Genomic DNA, 18,827 nt, shown 5'->3' with positions numbered 1-18,827 from the left:
CTTTGCGACTCATTCGTTTTATTCCGGTAAATTTTTTCCCAGCAGCTCGTAGATATTGTCCACATCCTCCAGGCTCAGTTCCTCCCGGCTGATATCGCTGGGCGTCAGCTCGGTATAGCCTGCGGCGGTGCAATGGGCGATCACAGCCAGCAGGTTTCTGCGGAAACAATCCGTCAGCTTGGCCATGGTGGCTTGTTCATATTCCGCCCGGTTATACGTGAAACTTAGTGCCAGGCGTCCCTTGACAACCATGCCGCTGATGTCTACGGCATAGGGATTTTCCATCTGCGGCGATATGGCGTTCCCAGCCGGGATATCCGACATAGTGAAGCGTTCCGTATTCATTTCTCCGTCAAACTGCCCCAGATAGTTAAAGCTGATTTCCGGCTGCAGGTTAAAATGCAAAGCCGGCTTGTTTTCCGGCCGCGTCAGATATTTTAACAGGCCGTAGCCAACCCCTTTGCCGGGTATCTGCCGCAGCGTTTCTTTGACGGATTTTATGCGGTAGGCCAGGTCCCTGTCGTCTCCCATATCTAGCGTTACCGGGTATTGGGCGGTAAACCAGCCAACCGTCCGTGAGATATCCAGGTCTTTGATAATGGCTTCCCGGCCGTGGCCTTCCAGGTTGATTAACACCTTTTCCACGCCGGCCCACTCCCTGACGGCCATGCCCAGCACCGTGAGCAAAATATCGTTGATCTCGGTGTTATAAGCGGTATTCACCTGTTTCAGCAATTTTTCCGTATCTTCCGCCGTTAATTCCAGCCGGGTGCTTTCATTGTCGCGATACAGCCTTGCCGCAACCGCTTTATCCTTAGGCAGCGCCTGTATATCCGCCGCTTCCAGGCCGGCCCAGTATGCCGCTTCGTCTAACAGCTCCCGGCTGTTGGCGTAAGCGGCCAATTGCTCCGACCACGCCTGAAACGAATGGGTTTTGTCCGGGAACGAAACGTCCCCGTCCTGCAGCGCCTGCTGATACCCGGCGGCCAGATCCTGCAGGATGACCCTCCAGGATACTCCGTCTACCGCCAGATGATGGATGACAAGCAGCAGGTGATCCCCTGCCTGGGTCTTGAACAGCCCGGCCTTCAGCAGCGGGCCGCGGCGGAGGTCGATGCCGCTTTGTATCCGCTCAGCCTCCCGGACGATCATTTCCCGGTAATCATCGCGGCCGGTCAGATCCACAAGCTCCAGGGCGTACAATTCTCCCGCAAGACCGCGGTTAAACTGTACGGGCTGCCCGTTGTCATCGTTTACTACCATCCGTAAAGCGTCATGATGCTCCGCCAGTTTGGCGAATACGCGGCGCAGCGCGCCTTCTTCCAAGCCCGCCGCCGCATACAGCATAACCGCCTGGTTGAAATGATGCTTAGCGGCAAAAGGCTGGGCAAACAGCCAGCTCTGGATCGGCGTAAGTCCCACGGCGCCTTCCACCACTCCCTGATCAATCTGCCGGCTGACCGCTGTTACACGGCGGCTCAATTCTTCAATCACAGGGTACTTGAACAAATCCCGCATTTCCAGATGATAGCCGCAGTGGCTCAAGCGGGAAAGCACCTGTATGCCTTTGATCGAATCGCCGCCCAGACTGAAGAAATTATCCTTTATGCCGATCCGTTCGATCTTTAATACCTCTTGCCATATCCGGACCAGCATTTCTTCCGTTTCATTTTCCGGGGCCGCATAGTCAGCCCCGGCATTAACGGCGGCGTCCGGTTCCGGCAGGGCTTTCCGGTCAATTTTGCCGTTAGGCGTCAGCGGCAGTGTATCCAGTTGGATAAAGTAGGACGGAATCATGTATTCAGGCAGTTCCCTGGCGAGATGCTGCCGCAACGCCGCGCCGTCAAGCTCCCGCTCCGCCGCGAAATAGGCGCAAAGATAGGGGTTGCCGTTGGCGTCAGGCCGGGTCATCACCACTGCTTCTTTGACGGACGGATGCTTCAGCAGCTCGGCTTCGATCTCTCCCAGTTCGATCCGGAAACCCCGGATCTTTACCTGATAGTCAATGCGGCCTAAGAACTCAATATTACCGTCCGGCATCCATCTTGCCAAATCCCCCGTCCGGTACATTCTCGTTCCCGGCATGAAAGGATTGGGCGCAAATTTTTCCGCTGTCAGCTCCGGCTTGTTTAAATAGCCTCTGGCCAGGCTGTCGCCGGCGATGCACAATTCACCGGGAATGCCGACGGGCTGCAGCTGGTTGTAGCGGTTCACGATATAGACTTGTGAATTGTCGACAGGCTGGCCGATGGACGGCAGAACATCCTGCGCCGCGCCGGCGGCGACAGGCGTCCAGGTTGCCACGACCGTGTTTTCCGTGGGGCCGTAATGGTTCAGCAGTGTAAAAGGCAAATCGGCCGCAGGTCGGCGCCGCAGCTTATCCCCGCCGGTCAGCAGCGCCCGCAGCGGCGTGTCAGCCGGCCACGGCTCACTCAGCAGCACCTCGGCCAGCGGTGTCGGCATAAAGCTGATGGTAATCCGGTTTCTTTTCAGCCATTGGATCAGCGCCGCCGGAGAGGTCCGGGTTTCATTATCGAGAATATAGAGGCCCGCGCCGGCGGTCAGGTAGGGCCAGATTTCCCATACCGAGGCGTCGAAGGCCTGCCCGGCCAGCTGCGTCGCTCTGTCGGCCTCAGTGATTTCATAGACCCGCTGGTGCCAGCCGATCAGATTCGCCAGGCTGGCATGCTGTATCTCCACGCCTTTGGGCCTGCCGGTTGAACCCGATGTATAAATGACATAGGCCAGATCCTGGGCGGCAGTTTCCCGGGGCGGATTCGAATTGTCGCCGCCATACAAGCTGCGGTCGCTTAAATCGATGCTCTCCCCGCCAAAGGACAGGAGAGCGGCGAGATGCCGCTGCGTCAGGCAAACAGCCGCTCCGCTGTCTTCGAGCATATAGGCGATTCTGTCCGCCGGATATTCCGGGTCAATCGGCAGATAGGCCCCGCCGGCCTTCATGATTCCCAGAATGCCGATCAGCATCTCCGGCGAGCGTTCCGTCAGGATGCCGACAATGCGGTTGGCCTGTACCCCCTTCGCTTTCAACACCCGGGCCAGTTGATTGGCTTTTTCATTGAGATCCCGGTAGGTCAGCCGCCGTTCCTCAAATGCTACCGCCGTGTTGGCGGGCACCCTCGCCGCCTGCTCTTCAAACCGTTCCACCGCCGTCTTATGCCGTGGATACACATGTTCCGTATTGTTAAATTCCGAGAGAATCCGGCGCTTTTCATCCCCGGACAAAATCGCGATGTCCGCCAGTTTGCTATGCGGTGCGGCGGCGACATTTCTCAGCACGTTGACAAAATGCCCCGCCAGCCTGGAGGCCGTTTCTTCCGTGAACAGTCTGGTATAGTATTCCAGCGTGAACACGAAACGGTTATTTCTTTCAACAGCTTCCAGCGTTACATCGAATTTAGCAATTTTGTTGGCGAAGGCAACGGGAGAAAGCTTCAGTTCGCCCATGGACAAGGCTGCCACGTCCAAATCCTGCAGGGCGAATACCGTGTCAAACAGGGGATTGCGGCTTAGATCCCGCGGCAGGTTCAGCTTATCCACCAGTGCTTCAAACTGATACTCCTGATGTTCATAGGCTCCCAGCGCATTTTCCTTAACTTCCGCTAAAAATTCCAGGAAGCTCTTGTCCCCGGCCGGATAATTGCGCATCGCCAGCGTGTTGACAAACATGCCGACGATATTCTCCAGATCCGCGTGGGGTCTTCCCGTAATCGGCGACCCCACGATGATGTCTTCCTGGCCGGTATATTTTGCCAGAAGCACGTTATAGGCCGCCAGCAGCACCATATAGGGCGTAGCGCCGGCTTGTCCGGCCAGCGTGTTTAAGGCTGCCGTCAGCTCTTCCTCCAGTTCGAACTGCAAACGGTCTCCCTCAAAGCTTCTTACAGCCGGCCTCGGATCATCCGCAGGCACATTCAGCACCGGCAGATCTCCCGCCAGCGCCTTGAGCCAGTACGCCTCATGCCGCTTCATGCCGTCCGTTTCCCGCATCGCCTTTTGCCAGGCGGAGAAATCCTTATACTGGATGCGCAGCTCCGGCAGCCCCTGGCCTTGATATAAAGCGGCCCATTCCTGCATTAAAATACCGATGGATGCGCCGTCGGATATAATATGATGCATATCAAACAGTAAGACATGGCTGGTTTCATTTAGTTCAACCAGACTGGCCCGGAGCAGCGGCGCCTGGCTCAGGTCAAAGGGACGGACAAAGGCTTCAATGATGCCCGGCAGAGCTGCTTCGGAAGCCTGGCGGCAGTCCATGGCAAAGTCAATGGCCGGCCGGACTCTTTGCACAGGCTCCCCGGCTATCACGCTAAACGAAGTCCGTAAGGTTTCGTGCCGCGCAACGAGCTGTTGCAGCGCCGCCGCAAATTTCTTCTTGTCCAGGCGTCCTTCGATCCGCAGCGCCGCAGGCATGTTATAAGCGGTATCGCTGCCTTCGAATTGATTTAAAATAAACATGCGCTTCTGCGCCGACGACACCGGGTAATACTCTTGCTCCGGCACCGGTTCAATGGCCGCATAGCTGTTGGGCGCCGTACCTTCGGCGATCTCCATCAGGTTCCTGATGGTCTGCGCTTTAAAGATTTCCTGCAGCGGCACCGCTGTCCCGAATTCCTTATGAATCCTGGCCACGAGAGTGATGGCCTTGAGCGAATGGCCGCCCAGTTCGAAAAAGTTGTCTTCGATCCCGACTTTTTCCACGCCCAGAATATCCTGCCACAGAGCCGCCATCTTTTCTTCCGCTTCATTCCGGGGAGCCGCATATTCGGCTCTGCCGCTGCCTCCGTCGGGCTCGGGCAGCGCACGCCGGTCTATTTTGCCGTTGGGCGTCAGTGGCATTTTCTCCAGCTGAACTAAAAAGGCCGGAATCATGTAGTCGGGCAGCGCATGGGATAAGTGCCCGCGCAGCTCGGCTGCGCCCAGTTCCTGTCCGGCGGTAAAATAGGCGCACAGGTATTTTCCGGCGGTGGTGTCGCCTTTGGCGATTACAATGGCTTCTTTTATGGCCGGGTGTTTTAGGAGTTCGGTTTCGATTTCTCCCAGTTCAATCCGGAAGCCCCGGATTTTCACCTGGTGGTCGATGCGTCCCAGGAATTCTATGTTCCCGTCGGGCAGCCACCGGGCCAGGTCGCCGGTGCGGTACATCTTTTCTCCCGGTTGGAAGGGGTTAGAGACAAATTTTTCCGCGGTCAGTTCCGGCCGGTTCAGGTAGCCTTGCGCCAGACCGGCGCCGCCAATGCACAGCTCTCCCGCCACGCCGACGGGCTGCGTCTGACCGTCTTTCCCCAGTATATAAATTGCAGTGTTGGCTATGGGGGCTCCGATGGGAATGCTGGCTTCATTTTCCGCCAGCTGGTTGACAGCGTAAGCGGTGGCGAATACGGTGGTTTCGGTAGGGCCGTAGACGTGGATGATTTTGCCGCCGCCTAAGTAGTTGAAGGCTCTGCGCACATGATTGACCGAAACCATTTCGCCGCCGAAGAGTACTTTCCGGATGTGCCGGAAGCAGTCAATATTGATGTCTACCAGTGTATTGAACAGGGCGGTGGTGATGAAGAAGACGGTTACTTTTTCCTGTTCGATGATCTTAGGCAACCGGGCAATGTCCAATACTCCGCTCCGGTCTACCAGGACGAGTTTGGCTCCGTTGAGCAAAGCGCCGTAGATGTCGAAGACGGAACCGTCAAAGGCGTAGTTGGATAACTGCAGCAATACGTCCCGGCCGGTAATTTCGATATAGTTGGTGTTTTTGACGACCCGGACGACATTGTGGTGCATGGTGAGGTTGCCTTTGGGCTTGCCGGTTGAGCCGGAGGTATAGATGACATAGGCTAAATCCTGCGCGGTGTTGACACGGGGCAGGTTGGCGCAGTCGCCTCGGTAGAGGCCGGGGTCTTCGATGTCCAGCGTTTCTCCCTTAAAGAGGTTGGCCGCAGCCAAACGCGGCTGGGTGATCAGGATACCGGCGCCGCTGTCCTGGAGCATGTAGCCGATGCGCTCCTCCGGGTATTCCGGGTCGATCGGCAGGTAGGCGCCGCCGGCCTTTAAGATGCCCAGGATGCCGATGATCATTTCGGGGGAGCGTTCCACCATGATGCCGACGATGCGGTTGGCGGTTACTCCTTTGACCCGCAGTGCGCCGGCCAGCTGGTTGGCTTTGCGGTTCAGTTCCCGGTAGCTGAGCTGCTGCCCGTTGAATACGACGGCCGTCTGTTCAGGGTGCGCTGCCGCTTGTTCTTCGAAGAGCTCCTGAATCGTCTTGTCCTTGGGATAGGCGGTTGTTGTATTGTTGAAGTCTGCGACGATTTGCCTTTTTTCTTCCCCGGACATCATGTCGATGTCTCCCAGCTTGACTTGAGGGTCCTCCACAATGCTTGCCAGCAGGTTGATAAAATGCCCGCACAGTCTTCGGGCCGTTTCACTTTTAAACAATGCCGTGTCAAATTCCAGGGTAAAGTCTAACCGGCTGTTTCTTTCGATGGCTTCCAGAATCAGATCAAATTTAGCGATCTTATTATCGAAGCCATAACGTGTCAATCGCAAATCTCCGATGGCCAGCGCGGCCAGATTCACGTTCTGCAGGGCAAACATGGTGTCAAACAGCGGATTCCTGCTTAAATTGCGCGGGATGTCCAGTTTTTCCACCAGTTCCTCAAACTGGTAGTCCTGATGTTGATAAGCCTGCAGCGCGTGGTCTTTAACCTCTTGTAAAAATTCCCGGAAACGTTTCCCGCCTTCGGGATAATTGCGCATGGCCAGCGTATTGACAAATACGCCGATAATATTATGCAGGTCCGCATAGGGCCTTCCTTCAATCGGCGAGCCAATGACAATATCTTCCTGGCCGCTGTATTTGGATAATAAAACATTGTAGGCCGCCAGCAGCACCATGTAGAGGGTCGTCCCGCTATCCACGGCCAGTTTGTTTAAGGCGGCGGTCAGGGTTTCATCCAGGGTAAAGCGCAGCAGATCCCCCTTAAAGCTGCGGACCGGCGGACGCGGATAATCGGTCGGCATATTGAGCACGGGAGGTTCCCCGGCAAATGCCTGCAGCCAGTATGCTTCCTGCTTTTTGAACTCCGCGGTTTGGAACAGCTTATTTTGCCAGACGGCAAAATCCTTGTATTGGATGCGCAGTTCCGGCAGTTCTTTTCCTTCATACAAGCCGGCCAATTCCCGCGTAAAAATCGCCGCTGTGACCCCATCGGAGATAATATGATGAAAATCAAATAACACCATATGGCTGGACGAGGCCAGTTCGATCACGCTCACCCGGAACAGCGGCGCCTGGCTCAGGTCAAAAGGACGGATGAACCCCTGGATCAGGTCCGGCAGGTCCGCCTCGTCCGCCGTGCGTTCATCCATCTGAAAATCAATGGACGCATGCACTCTTTGCACAGGCTCCCCATCAATCACCTCGAAAGAAGTCCGCAGGGTTTCATGCCGCTCCGCCAGTTGCCGCAATACGGCCGCAAACCGTTGCTTGTCCAGCTTCCCTTCTATTTGAAAGGCCAGAAAATTGTTGTAGGCAGTATCGTTTGCTTCAAACTGATTCAGAATAAACATGCGCTTTTGCGCCGATGATACCGGATAATACTCCTGTTCCGGCACACTGGGGATAACGGCGGCAGCCGGTTCCAGCGTTAAAAGTTCCTGAACCTGCGCGGCCAGTTCCGCGATGCTGGGCCCCTGCAGAAAATTCACCATGGGAACAACGACGCCCAGCGTCCTTTCCAGCTTGTTCTTCAACTCCACGGCCATGATCGAATCAAGTCCCATGCCGTTTAAGGCGGCGTTAACATCAAGCCTGGCCTGGGGCAGTTTCAAAACCTGAGCCGTCTGCCCGCACAAATACTGTTCCAGCAATTGCCGGCGTTCCTCCGGCCCGGCTCCCAGCAGTCCGGCGCGGACGGAGCCTTCTCCGGAAGCGGCGGAGCTGACGGTTGCGGCAATTTCGCCGGTATGCTGCAGCAAGTCTTCAAACAGCCCAGCTTTCCCAGCCTGTTGAAAAATCGCGCCCCATTGTTCCCAGTCCATATCCATGACCGCAACCTGTTCCAAATCCCGGCCGGCCAGCGCTTCCAGTATTTGCAGCCCCGCTGCGGGCGGTATCGGGTTCATGCCGGTGCCGGCGGCAGTCAAAGCTGTCTTTTGTGAACGGGCCGCCATGCCGATGTCCGCCCAGGGGCCCCAGTTTATGCTTAGCGCCGGCAAGCCCAGCTGCCGCCGCTGATGCGCCAGGGCATCCAAAAAGGCGTTTGCCGCCGCGTAGCTTCCCAACCGCGGCGAACTCACCAGGGTGGAAATCGATGAGAACAAAATGAAAAAGTCCAGCGGATCATCCTGCAGCAGATGATGCAGATGCCAGGCTCCCTGGACTTTGGGCCGTAAAACCGCACGAAAGGCGGCGGGTTCGCACGCGGTCAGCAGCGCGTCGGCCACTGTGCCTGCCGCATGAACTACCCCTCTGACAGGCGGCCAGTATTCCTCCCGATACCGTGTAAGGAATGCCTTAAACTGCCGTTCATCGCCTACATCAACGGCCGCCAGATATACGCTGGCTCCCATCGCTTCCAATTCTTTAATGTTGGTAATATAGCCGGCTATACGGTCCCCTTTGGCCAGCGCCTGCCCCCACGCCGATCGCGGCGGCAGTTCAGTCCTCGCCATTAAAATCAGCCATTTGGCTCCTTGCTGCACCAGCCAGCGGGCAACCTGCATACCCAGGTCGCCAAGCCCGCCGGTAATCAGGTACGAGCCGTTGGCAGCGCAACGGAATGAAATATCCCGTTTTCCGGAGGGGATATGGCGCTGCAATCGGGCTATATAGCGTCTGCCTTGACGGTAAGCAACCTGGTCTTCGCCGTCATGGACCAATAGATCCGCAATTAGCCTGTCTGCGGCTTGTTCGTCCGGCGCCGCGGCGTCCAGATCCACCAATCCGCCCCATAATTCCTGCTGCTCAAGGGCAAGGGTCCTGCCCAGCCCCCACAGCGGCGCCTGGGCAACATCTACGGCTTCCCCTTCCTGCAGTACCGGCTGGCTGCCTTTGGTAACAAGCCAAAGGCGCGGCCAGGCCCGGTTAAACATGCCGCTGCATTCCCGGACGGCCTGTACAAGCTGCAGCACATGCAGGCATCCCAGTTCTTGCGCCTGCTCCAGGTCAGCCGCGCTTATTTCGCCTTTACGGCCCGCGCCGGCGCTCCAGGTATGCAGGATGCCGCGGCAACAATCCCGGCCGGAATGAAGCGTTTCCTGGAAAAGCCTGTTCATATCCTGCCGGGACGGGCTGCTGCAAAATATGTCTTTTTCCAGGCAGGCAAAGGATTCGCCGGGATATACAACGACCGCCCGTTCTCCCCGCTCCGCCAGGCGTTTGGCAGCCCTTTCCCCGATACCCGACCGGTGGGCGAAGATCAGCCAGATCCCCTGGCCGTTCACCGCAGATTTTTCCCGGCCGTTTTCCTGAGGACGCCAGACCGGCTCATACAGCCACTGGTCCCAGCTGCCGGCGGCAGTCTGCTGTGCGCGCTGTAAAGCTTCATAATTCAGACCGCGTTCCGCCTCAAACCAATAGGATTCCCGCTGCCAGGGATACCCCGGCAGGGAAACGCACCGGCCCTCCGGATAGAGCTGCTCCCATTCGACGGGATAACCAAGGGTATAAAGCGCCCCCAGCGAGTTAAGCAGAGTCGCCTGCTCAGGCTCCTGCCTGCGCAAAGACGGCAGCACGCTAACGTCCTGTCCCCGCTTGCCGAAATTCTGCCGGATGGCGCCGGCAAGCACAGGATGGGGGCTGATTTCCAGGAATACGCTGTAATCGTCTTCGATCAGCCGTTCCACAGCATCGGCGAACAGCACCGGGTTCCTGAGGTTTTTCACCCAATAGTCAGCGTCGAGTTCCTGTCCGTCGATGCATTGGCCGGTAACCGTAGAATAGATTGGCATGCCGGCTGCCTGCGGCTCCAGCCCTTGCAGGGATTTTGCCAGATCCGCCATAAGCGGCTCCATCTGATGGCTGTGAAACGCATAGCTTACGGGCAGCGCCTTGCAAAATACTTTCTTTTTCTCTAAGATTGCCATAACTTCGTTTATATTGGCCGGGTCGCCGGATAAAACCAATGACGCTGGCCCGTTATAGCAGGCGACCGATACTTTATTTTCATATCCCCGCAGCAGCGATGCCGCTTCCTCCCGGGAAAGCTCGACAGCCACTGTTTTACCCTGGCCGGTAGTCTGCTGCATCAGCCGGCTGCGGTGAAAAATCACGCGCACGGCGTCAGCAAGGGTGAGAACGCCGGCAATGTGGGCCGCTGCCGCTTCGCCCATACTATGGCCGACTACTGCCGCAGGCCGGATGCCCCAAGATTCCCAAAGCCTGGCCAATGCCACCTGGACAGCAAAAAGCGCCGGCTGGACAAACTGCGTCTGGTCCAACCGGCTCTGTGATTCTCCCGCGTTTAATTCTCTTATCAGTGACCAGTAGGCATGCCCGCGGAACAGCATATCGCATTCTTCTATGGCTTTCCGGAACACAGGCTCCTCACGGAACAGTTCCCGTCCCATGGCCCACCATTGCGGTCCCTGTCCGGAAAAAACAAAAACCAGCCTGGGCGAAAAGCCGGCTTTTTCTGGCCGACATGCAGGCCGGGCGATAGTTCTCCCGCCAGAAACTTGTCGATCCGTTCGACCATTTCTTTTTTGGACCGGCCAGTCAGTGCCAGGCGGCAGTCGTGATGGCTGCGCCGCACGCCAGCGGTGCGGCAGATGTCGTTTAAGGCAACATTGGCGTCGGAACCGCTCAGATAGTTCCGGTAAGACCGGGCCAGCTCCTGCAAGGCTTGCTGTCCGGCAGCGGAGATAGGCAGCAAATGGTCCGTTTTCGGTAAACGGGCCGCCATGCTGTATTTTTTATCGTAACAGGCTGAAAGCCTTTTAACACTATATGGGCATTGGTTCCGCCAAAACCAAAGGAACTTACGCCGGCCAGCGCGGGAACAGACGTATCCGGCCACGACCCCAGCTCGGTTTGCACGCGCAAGGGTAAGTCCGCAAAAGGAATATAAGGGTTCGGATTGGTAAAATGCAGACTGGCCGGAATTTGCCGGTGCTTTATCGCCAAAGCGACTTTAATAATTCCCGCTATGCCGGCCGCCGCCTCCAAATGCCCGATGTTCGTCTTTGCGGAGCCAATCAGGCAGGGATGCTGCGGGGAACGGTCCAGCGCCAGCACTTTTCCCAATGCTTTTGCCTCAATCGGGTCCCCCAAGGATGTTCCTGTTCCATGGGCTTCTATATATTGGATTTGACCGGGAGAAACGCCGGCCTGGCGGTACGCGTCCAGCAGCACCTGTTCCTGGGCCCGGCCGTTTGGCGCCGTTAATCCGTTGCTGCGTCCGTCCTGATTCACGGCGCTGCCGGCAATTAACGCGTAAATCATATCGCCGTCCGCCAGCGCCCGGGAAAGCGGCTTTAATACGACCACTCCCGCGCCTTCACCCCTGACATAGCCGTTGGCTTCGGCAGCAAAGGTTTTGCACCGGCCGTCAGATGCCAGCATGCCGGCTTTGGCAAAAGCGGTTGTAAGCTCGGGAGACAGCAACAGATTGACGCCTCCTGCCAAAGCCATCGCCGATTCGCCGTTCCGCAAGCTTTGGCATGCCAGATGCACAGCTACCAGCGAGGATGAGCAGGCCGTATCAACCGACAGGCTCGGCCCCTGAAAATTAAATAAGTAGGAAATACGGTTGGACACGATGCTTAAAGCGTTGCCCGTGGCTGTGTAAATGTCCTGCGTGGTAAACTGGTTTAGCAGCGTACCGTATTCGTAACCCGAGACGCCGACAAATACGCCGACCGGCTGCCCGGCCAGGCGCTCCGGCACCTGCCCGGCATCCTCCAGGGCTTCCCAGGCAACTTCCAGCAACAACCGTTGCTGCGGGTCCATACTGACGGCTTCCCGCGGTGAAATGCCAAAAAACGGTGCGTCAAATTCATCAATAGCCTCCAGAAATCCGCCCCAGCCGTTTTGTTCGCGGTCAGCATTGCGGTTGCCGGTGCTTCTTCCTGCCCTCTGATACCCCGGCGGAGCCTCGCGGATAGCGTCCACGCCATTTTGCAGCAGTTGCCAGAAGGCCTTATGTCCCTGCGCGCCGGGAAACCGGCAGCCGATGCCGATGATGGCAATCGGCTCCACGGAAGGCTTGTTCCTTGCCGTATCGCCCACAACAGGCTGATCCGGTTTGCCGGTTAAAAAGCGGGTTATCCCTTCAATGGTGGGATAATCCCAAACCAGGGTCGGCGAGACATCCCGGCCCAGCCACTCTCCCAACTCCCCGGTAATAGTGACTGATTCGACTGAATCCAAGCCATAATTATATAAAGGTTCACGCACATCAATTTTTTGTTGCTCTACCTTTAGCCGCTCGGCCAGTTTACCGATCAGCCAATTTTGTATGTCCCGGCTGGTTTTCTCTGACCGGGGCTCTCCTGCTGCACCCGGCGTTTTCTTAGCCATTTGCTATTCCCCTTTCGGCTGCCAGCGTTCCGTCCAACAGGCCGTTCCGGCAGGCATGACGCTGAATTTTGCCGCTGGAGGTTTTAGGAATACTGGCGGGCTTGAGCAATAAGATTTCATGAACCTGCAGTTCATGATCGCGGAAAACCGCTTCCCTGATGGCGGTATAGATTTCTTCCAGGGCGCCGTCTTCCTGACTGGATTGATTTTGCGCCCCCCGCGGCCGGTATTGCCGCTCGACTTCGGCCACAATACCCAGACACTCGTTCCCGTCGATGTCCAGGGCAAAAGCGGCGCAGCATCCGGGACGAATTGCCTGATGGCACTGTTCAACCGTTTGCTCAATATCCTGCGGATAATGATTCGCCCCCCGGATGATGATGAGATCTTTCAGGCGTCCGGTGACATAAAGCTCGCCGTCATGGGTAAAGCCAAGATCCCCGGTTCTGAGAAAAGGCCCTTCTCCGCTGTCCGCAAGGTAGGCTCGGAAAGTCTTTTGTGTAGCTTCCGGATTGTTCCAATATCCTTGCGCAATACTGGGGCCAAAAGCCCAGATTTCTCCTACTTTGTTGGCCGGGCAGCGCATGAGCGTCTCCGGATCGGCGATGACAATTTGATGCTCCGGCCATGAATGGCCGCAGCCTACCAAAACATGGCTCTTTCCATGTGCATCACCGGCAGCGACAGTATCCTTTTCCAGGGCTTGCGCGCTGAATTGCTTATAAACCGGCGCCGCGCTTACCGCTCCGCCGGTCAGCATCAACGTCGCTTCCGCCATGCCGTAGCACGGATAAAAAGCCTCCCGCCGGAAGCCGGCCGTTTCAAAAGCTGCGACAAATCTTTCCATGGTTTCATAGCGGACAGGTTCAGCCCCGTTGAAAGCCGTCCGCCAGGAGGTCAAATCCAAGGTTGCTTTTTGTTCTTCAGTTACCTTATTTACACATAACTCATAGGCAAAGTTGGGAGCGCCGCCCAAAGTCCCTTTGTAATCGGAAATCGCTTTTAGCCAGCGATAGGGTTTTTGCAAAAAATCCACTGGAGACATAAAAACATACGTACTTCCCATATAAAGGGCTTGCAGCACCTTGCTCATTAACCCCATATCATGATAAATAGGTAACCAGCCAACCGCAACGGTATCTCCATTCAAACCAAAAGCTGTTTGCATCAGCTTTTCATTGTGAAGAAGATTGCCATGACTCACCATCACGCCCTTGGGTATTCCCACGGAACCGGAAGTATATTGGAGAAAAGCCAGTGTATCTTTCGTTATCCCCGGATCTTGCCATCGTTTGGCCAGCGCTGTATTAATAACATCAGTCGTTAACCAGTGCAGTTCTGACAAATCCGGAGTTTGAGCGATGACGGGCTCAAACTTGCTGATAATAGTCGAGGTTGTTAACACTACCCGCGCCTGGGCATCTTTTACGATATTTTGGAGTCTTAGCAAATTGCGGTTTAGTTTCGGCGGATAGGCAGGCACCGCGACAACTCCCGCATACAGGCAGCCCATAAAAGCAATGATATAATCCAGTCCCGAGTGATACAGGAGCAAAGCACGTTCCCCCTGCAGCTCAGCGCTTTGCAGAAAAGCCCCCACGGCCTTGGCCCGTTTGTCGAATTCCGCAAAGGTCAAATGATTGTATTCTGTTTCCCCATTTTCCAGAAACGTATAGATTCGCTTGTCAGGGTGCTGCTGTGCCCGGTATTGGAGAATTTCCACCAAAGAAGAAACATTTTGCAATGAGTCCGTAGTCATTTGTTTCATAAAATACACCTCCAGATTTCATTTTGAACGCAAAAGAAAAACGCCTTCCGGCGCTATATAAAACCTTACAATCCGTTAGTTATTTTCCTACACTCTAAATTGACTGGCCTTTTCATTCATTTGAATGGCCAATTCGGCCAGCCGGTCAACATTCCGCGCAATTTCCGTCATAGTGGCTGCCTGTTCTTCTGTGACGGCGGCAACGTTCTGCGTTTTGCCGGAAGTGGCTGAAGCGGTTTCGCTGACAGCCTGGACGCTGCCGGCAACGCCTTGCGTGCCTTGGGTAATTTCTTCGGCGGATCGGGACATTTCCTTAATGCTGAGGCCTATTCTTTCCAACTGATCAATAATCTTTTGAAAGCCTTTCTGCGTATGAAAAGCAACCTCTTTTCCCTTGCCTGTTTCAACCGAAGTTGCGCTGGATATGGCTGTTATATTATTGATTTCCGTACTGATACTATGGATAATAGAGGCTATTTCTTTCGTTGAACCTTCCGATTGCTCGGCAAGCCTTCTAACCTCCTCGGCAACTACGGCAAACCCCCTGCCGGCTTCACCGGCGCGTGCAGCTTCGATAGCGGCATTCAGCGCCAGCAAATTTGTCTGGCCTGCTATATTGGAAATAACACTGATAATCCTTTTAATTTGTTCTGACGACGTATTCAAAGCCAGTGTGGCATCTTGCATTTTTCCCATGGAATTGGCAATCACTTCGTTCTGATTGACGACTTCTTCCAACAGATTCATGCCTGTTTGCGATTCCGTCACCGCAGTTTGCGCCGTCTTGTCTATTTGGGCCGCTCCCGCGCTCATTTCTTCCGCGCTGGCCGAAACCTCCTGGATCGTCGCGGAAATATCGGTAATACTGGCTGCCGACGCAGTGGCGCTGCCGGCCATATCGGTTACATTTCCCGCAACCGAATCAATCGACCGCGAAAACTCCTCCGTCATAACGGTTAATTCTTCACAGGCAGCCGCTAAAGTGGAAGAGGAGGACTGAACATGAGCGACCGTTTCACGGACCTGCATCCGCATGGTTTCCAGGCAGACCAGCATATCGTTAATCTCATCGTTCATTGAGCTCTTATACGAGCTGGGCGTCAAATCCAGCTGCCCAGTCTGTTCAATCACCTTATTTAACTCGGAAATACGCTTTATTAAATTTTTGCTATAAATAAATGCCAGTATCATGCTCAAAACAGAAATAACAAATGAAACCACGGTAACGATTCCTTCAGCTGCAGCTATATGCTGATTCATGCCTTCCGTCTTCGTGTCAAAGAACCGTACCTGTATTTCAGACATCTTATCAAAATCTGCATTAATAGTATCCACTAAAAATCGTCCCTGCGCGGTTAATTCAGCCAAATTAGCGGCGTTTGCTTTTTGGGCGCGTATGATCCTATCCCCGAATGCCTGATACTCCCGTATCTCGCGCAGCAGCTTTTCGCTTTGGTTTCTCGTGCTTTCTTGCGTCGAGGTTTCAACCAGTTTTTCTATTTCATTCAAGGCGCTGCCGATATCCTTGCGATAGCCGGCTTCATAGGTGCTTCCTCCGCCATACAGCAAAAGCCCTCTCATATTCAGCAAGGCATTACTAAACAGCCGGTGCGTCTCTTTCACCATGATCATCCTCGGGACCGTATGGGTGGATACGTCTTTTATCTCAGCGGATATGACTTTAAAATTATAAATGGAAAAAATGGCTGATGAGACAAACAATACAATAATCAGTAGGTACATCCCCAGAACTTGCAACAGCAACGAAAATCTTTTTCTTTGAACCATTGTAGCACACTCACCTCAATCATCGTTGTATAACCGCGATTGCCCAGCCTGCAGGTTGAGCAACCGGCAAACAGTCCCGATATAAAACCTATATGGCTATCGGATAACCCTTCACGGCCCTGGATATCACTTCCATTAATCCCGCGGCATTGTTGTGGATATAAAAATGGTCGCCGGGAAACAGCAGTATTTTGAAATTGCCGCTGGTCTGTTCTTGCCATGCTGCTAAATCCTGATATTTCACGTCCGGATCTTCCGTGCCGCCCAAAGCGGAAATGGGACAGGCAAGCGGCATATGCGCCGCATAGGTGTAGGTCTCATGCAGCGCAAAATCCGCTCTTAGTATCGGCAACAGCACATTCATCAAATCGCTGTTTTGCAATACTTCCTCCGGTGTACCGTTATAGGTGCGCAAACGCTCGATAAACTCGGCATCCGGCAACAAATGCATCGGCGGTTTTATTCTCGCGAGGGTGGGAGCGCGGTAACCGGATACAAACAAATGAACCGGATGCAGATCCTTCTCCTGCAACCGGCGGGACAATTCAAAACTGATCAAAGCGCCTAAGCTATGACCGAAAAAAGCAAACGGCACATCCAATTCCGGCAGCAGCGCCCCGGCTAACGCATCGATCAAGGGAGACATCGAGCTGAATGGCGGTTCAACGATCCGTTTCTCTCTTCCGGGATATTGAACCGGACAAACATCGATCTCCGGCGAGAAACAATTCAGCCAGTTGCGAAACACCGCGGCGCTTCCCCCTGCATAGGGAAAACAAAACAAGCGCAAACGGGTATGGGCGCTTGTTCTGCGGTAGGGAATCCATGGATTTGTTTGTTTCATAATATTCTCCTTCACTGAAAAGATTGTACCAACTATCGATTCTTCCTTTTCAGGATCAAGTGACGAAAACACCCTCCAGTTCGATCTTCTTTTTCTCATCTAAAACCGTAACTTCTACCATGATGCGCCGATTTTTCGGAGAAACCTTTTTGATAATATGGTCTAAACCTAATAAAGGTCCATTTACTACCTGCAATTGTTCATTCTGTTTCTTCAACGTACTCACTTCGACAATACCGCCGTTCCCGATCAATTTCTGAATCAGCAGCTGCTCCTCGGTATATATGGGCACCAAAGCTCCGGCGCTGTATACCGGCCAGGCGATATTCAATTTATACATGCGCAGCAAGTTATAAAATTCTTCAAGTCTTTCCGCCGGGGAGGCAACAAACAAATATCCTTCAAATAATGGCCTTACTATGCTGATAATGCTTCCTTGTTTCCGCCAGCTAATTCTCCTTTTAGGGCAAATAAGCTTGACATCGGAAAACAGTTTGTGCAGGATTGTCAGCGCCGTCTCTTCTTTGCCGGAAATTGTGCGTAATACATACCATTCGATGACTGATCACCCCCGTTGATATAAAAAACAGCATGCTAAAGCACCGGAGACTTGAAAAGCACTCCAAATAAATACGGATTATAACGTTCCTTCTATTCTTCATGCGCCTCCGCATAAAATTTTAAAGGAATTTTTGGTTTTTCAACGGATATTTTCTTCGACGATCACCCGGTTAAATTATTATAGTACTATTTATTTTTAGCAAAAACTTTATCATTTTAATAGAGATATTGTCGAAAAATGCAAATACATTGCTTATAAAGCCTATTGAATTGAACAACATACATCGATGGATATGGAAGTAAAAATAATGAAAGCCCTGCCGGCAGACATAGGAAAATGATATGTCTGCCGGCAGGGCTGCACAATATATATTTAATTATTCTCTAAGCAGTACCGCCTTTGAAACTCTTTGGAGTGTTCCAAAGTCATCAGTGCAGTTTCTTTCGTATTGGCCAGCTTCACCAAATAGGTTTTATTCCCCCAGGGTAAAATCTCCATCACCATATCCGAATTGACGATAAAGCCTTTGTGGCAGCGAAAAAAATGAAATTCCCGCAACCGTTCTTCCAGCTGCTGCAAGGGTTCATAGGTTTGAACAACATTGTCTCCCGTAAGATGAATGATCGTTTTGCGCTCATAGCGCGTAATTAAAATGATGTCCTGAATATCAATAAAGGTCGTTTTTTCATTGGAAGACACTCTAAGTTTGAGAGGTTTCCTGCAATGCAGCATTCCTCCGCTTCTGGATAAACCGACTTGTTCTCTTTCTTTCTGCGATGCTTTGATCCGCTCTACCGTTTGCCGGACCCGTGTCAAATTAAATGGCTTAAGCAGATAATCAAAGGCATACACTTCAAAAGCCTCATGCGTGTAGCAGCTATAGCCGGTTGCAAAGATGAGAAAAATTTTGGGGTTGATATCAAAAATTTCCTTCGAGGCTTCAATACCATTCATTTCAGGCATATCAATATCCAAAAATACAATTTCCGGCTCCAGTTCCTCAACCATCGAAACAAGCTGCCGCCCGTTGACTGCCTCCCCAATGACCTTTATGCCGGGAATTTCCGCCAAAGTACGTTTTACAATCGTTCGCATCATGGTGTCATCATCAGCAACAATGACCTTTAGCATCTATACTACCCTTCCATTGCCTCATGCAGTTATTTCCGGTCCTGCAAATGCTCAAGCATTTGCGAACTGATAAGCAGCATTCCAATAAGCTGGCGGAAGGGCAGGTCGCGTCACAGAAGACAAACCTTTGACCACATAGAGCAAAATGTTGTGTTTAAAATTCCGTAACATACTTCTACCTCCTATTTGTCAAAAT

At 53.6% G+C, this 18,827-nt stretch carries 8 protein-coding genes; all 8 read right to left on the bottom strand.

Annotated features, from left to right (window positions below; all coding sequences use genetic code 11):
- Positions 1–18: 18 nt before the first annotated feature.
- On the bottom strand, positions 19–10,587 hold the full coding sequence (locus ALO_RS00870; RefSeq protein ID WP_072031794.1) for a non-ribosomal peptide synthetase: 10,569 nt from the start codon (positions 10,585–10,587) through the stop codon (positions 19–21).
- Positions 10,539–10,859: a CurL C-terminal domain-containing protein gene (locus tag ALO_RS21965; protein WP_004091842.1), complete on the bottom strand. Its 321-nt coding sequence runs from the start codon at positions 10,857–10,859 to the stop codon at positions 10,539–10,541. The genes ALO_RS00870 and ALO_RS21965 overlap by 49 nt, the downstream gene beginning before the upstream one ends.
- Positions 10,823–12,538, bottom strand: a complete 1,716-nt coding sequence (locus ALO_RS00860; protein ID WP_004091840.1) for a type I polyketide synthase — start codon at positions 12,536–12,538, stop codon at positions 10,823–10,825. Before ALO_RS00860 ends, ALO_RS21965 begins: the two co-directional genes overlap by 37 nt.
- Positions 12,531–14,306, bottom strand: coding sequence for a fatty acyl-AMP ligase (locus tag ALO_RS00855; RefSeq protein ID WP_004091838.1), 1,776 nt, complete (start codon positions 14,304–14,306; stop codon positions 12,531–12,533). Before ALO_RS00855 ends, ALO_RS00860 begins: the two co-directional genes overlap by 8 nt.
- A gap of 87 nt (positions 14,307–14,393) precedes the next feature.
- Positions 14,394–16,094: a methyl-accepting chemotaxis protein gene (locus ALO_RS00850; RefSeq protein WP_004091835.1), complete on the bottom strand. Its 1,701-nt coding sequence runs from the start codon at positions 16,092–16,094 to the stop codon at positions 14,394–14,396.
- Positions 16,095–16,182: 88 nt separating this feature from the next.
- Positions 16,183–16,938, bottom strand: coding sequence for a thioesterase II family protein (locus ALO_RS00845; RefSeq protein WP_004091832.1), 756 nt, complete (start codon positions 16,936–16,938; stop codon positions 16,183–16,185).
- A gap of 55 nt (positions 16,939–16,993) precedes the next feature.
- Positions 16,994–17,497 (bottom strand): transcription termination/antitermination NusG family protein, encoded by a 504-nt coding sequence (locus ALO_RS00840; protein ID WP_040292453.1) that lies wholly within the window; start codon positions 17,495–17,497, stop codon positions 16,994–16,996.
- A gap of 375 nt (positions 17,498–17,872) precedes the next feature.
- A complete protein-coding gene (locus ALO_RS00835) occupies positions 17,873–18,631 on the bottom strand; it encodes a LytR/AlgR family response regulator transcription factor (protein ID WP_004091826.1) in 759 nt (252 codons plus the stop codon).
- Positions 18,632–18,827: the final 196 nt, after the last annotated feature.

Origin of the sequence: Acetonema longum DSM 6540, from assembly GCF_000219125.1 — a bacterium.
Taxonomy (GTDB): domain Bacteria; phylum Bacillota; class Negativicutes; order Sporomusales; family Acetonemataceae; genus Acetonema; species Acetonema longum.
Note: the sequence above shows the minus strand (reverse complement) of the source record. Positions and strands in the feature narration are given on the sequence as shown.

Excerpts from the sequence above, each read along its gene's own strand:
- ALO_RS00835 (WP_004091826.1), bottom strand. The coding sequence starts at position 18,631 with ATGCTAAAGGTCATTGTTGCTGATGATGACACCATGATGCGAACGATT.
- ALO_RS00870 (WP_072031794.1), bottom strand. The coding sequence starts at position 10,587 with ATGGGACGGGAACTGTTCCGTGAGGAGCCTGTGTTCCGGAAAGCCATA.
- ALO_RS00845 (WP_004091832.1), bottom strand. The coding sequence starts at position 16,938 with ATGAAACAAACAAATCCATGGATTCCCTACCGCAGAACAAGCGCCCAT.
- ALO_RS00860 (WP_004091840.1), bottom strand. The coding sequence starts at position 12,538 with ATGGCTAAGAAAACGCCGGGTGCAGCAGGAGAGCCCCGGTCAGAGAAA.
- ALO_RS00850 (WP_004091835.1), bottom strand. The coding sequence starts at position 16,094 with ATGGTTCAAAGAAAAAGATTTTCGTTGCTGTTGCAAGTTCTGGGGATG.
- ALO_RS00855 (WP_004091838.1), bottom strand. The coding sequence starts at position 14,306 with ATGAAACAAATGACTACGGACTCATTGCAAAATGTTTCTTCTTTGGTG.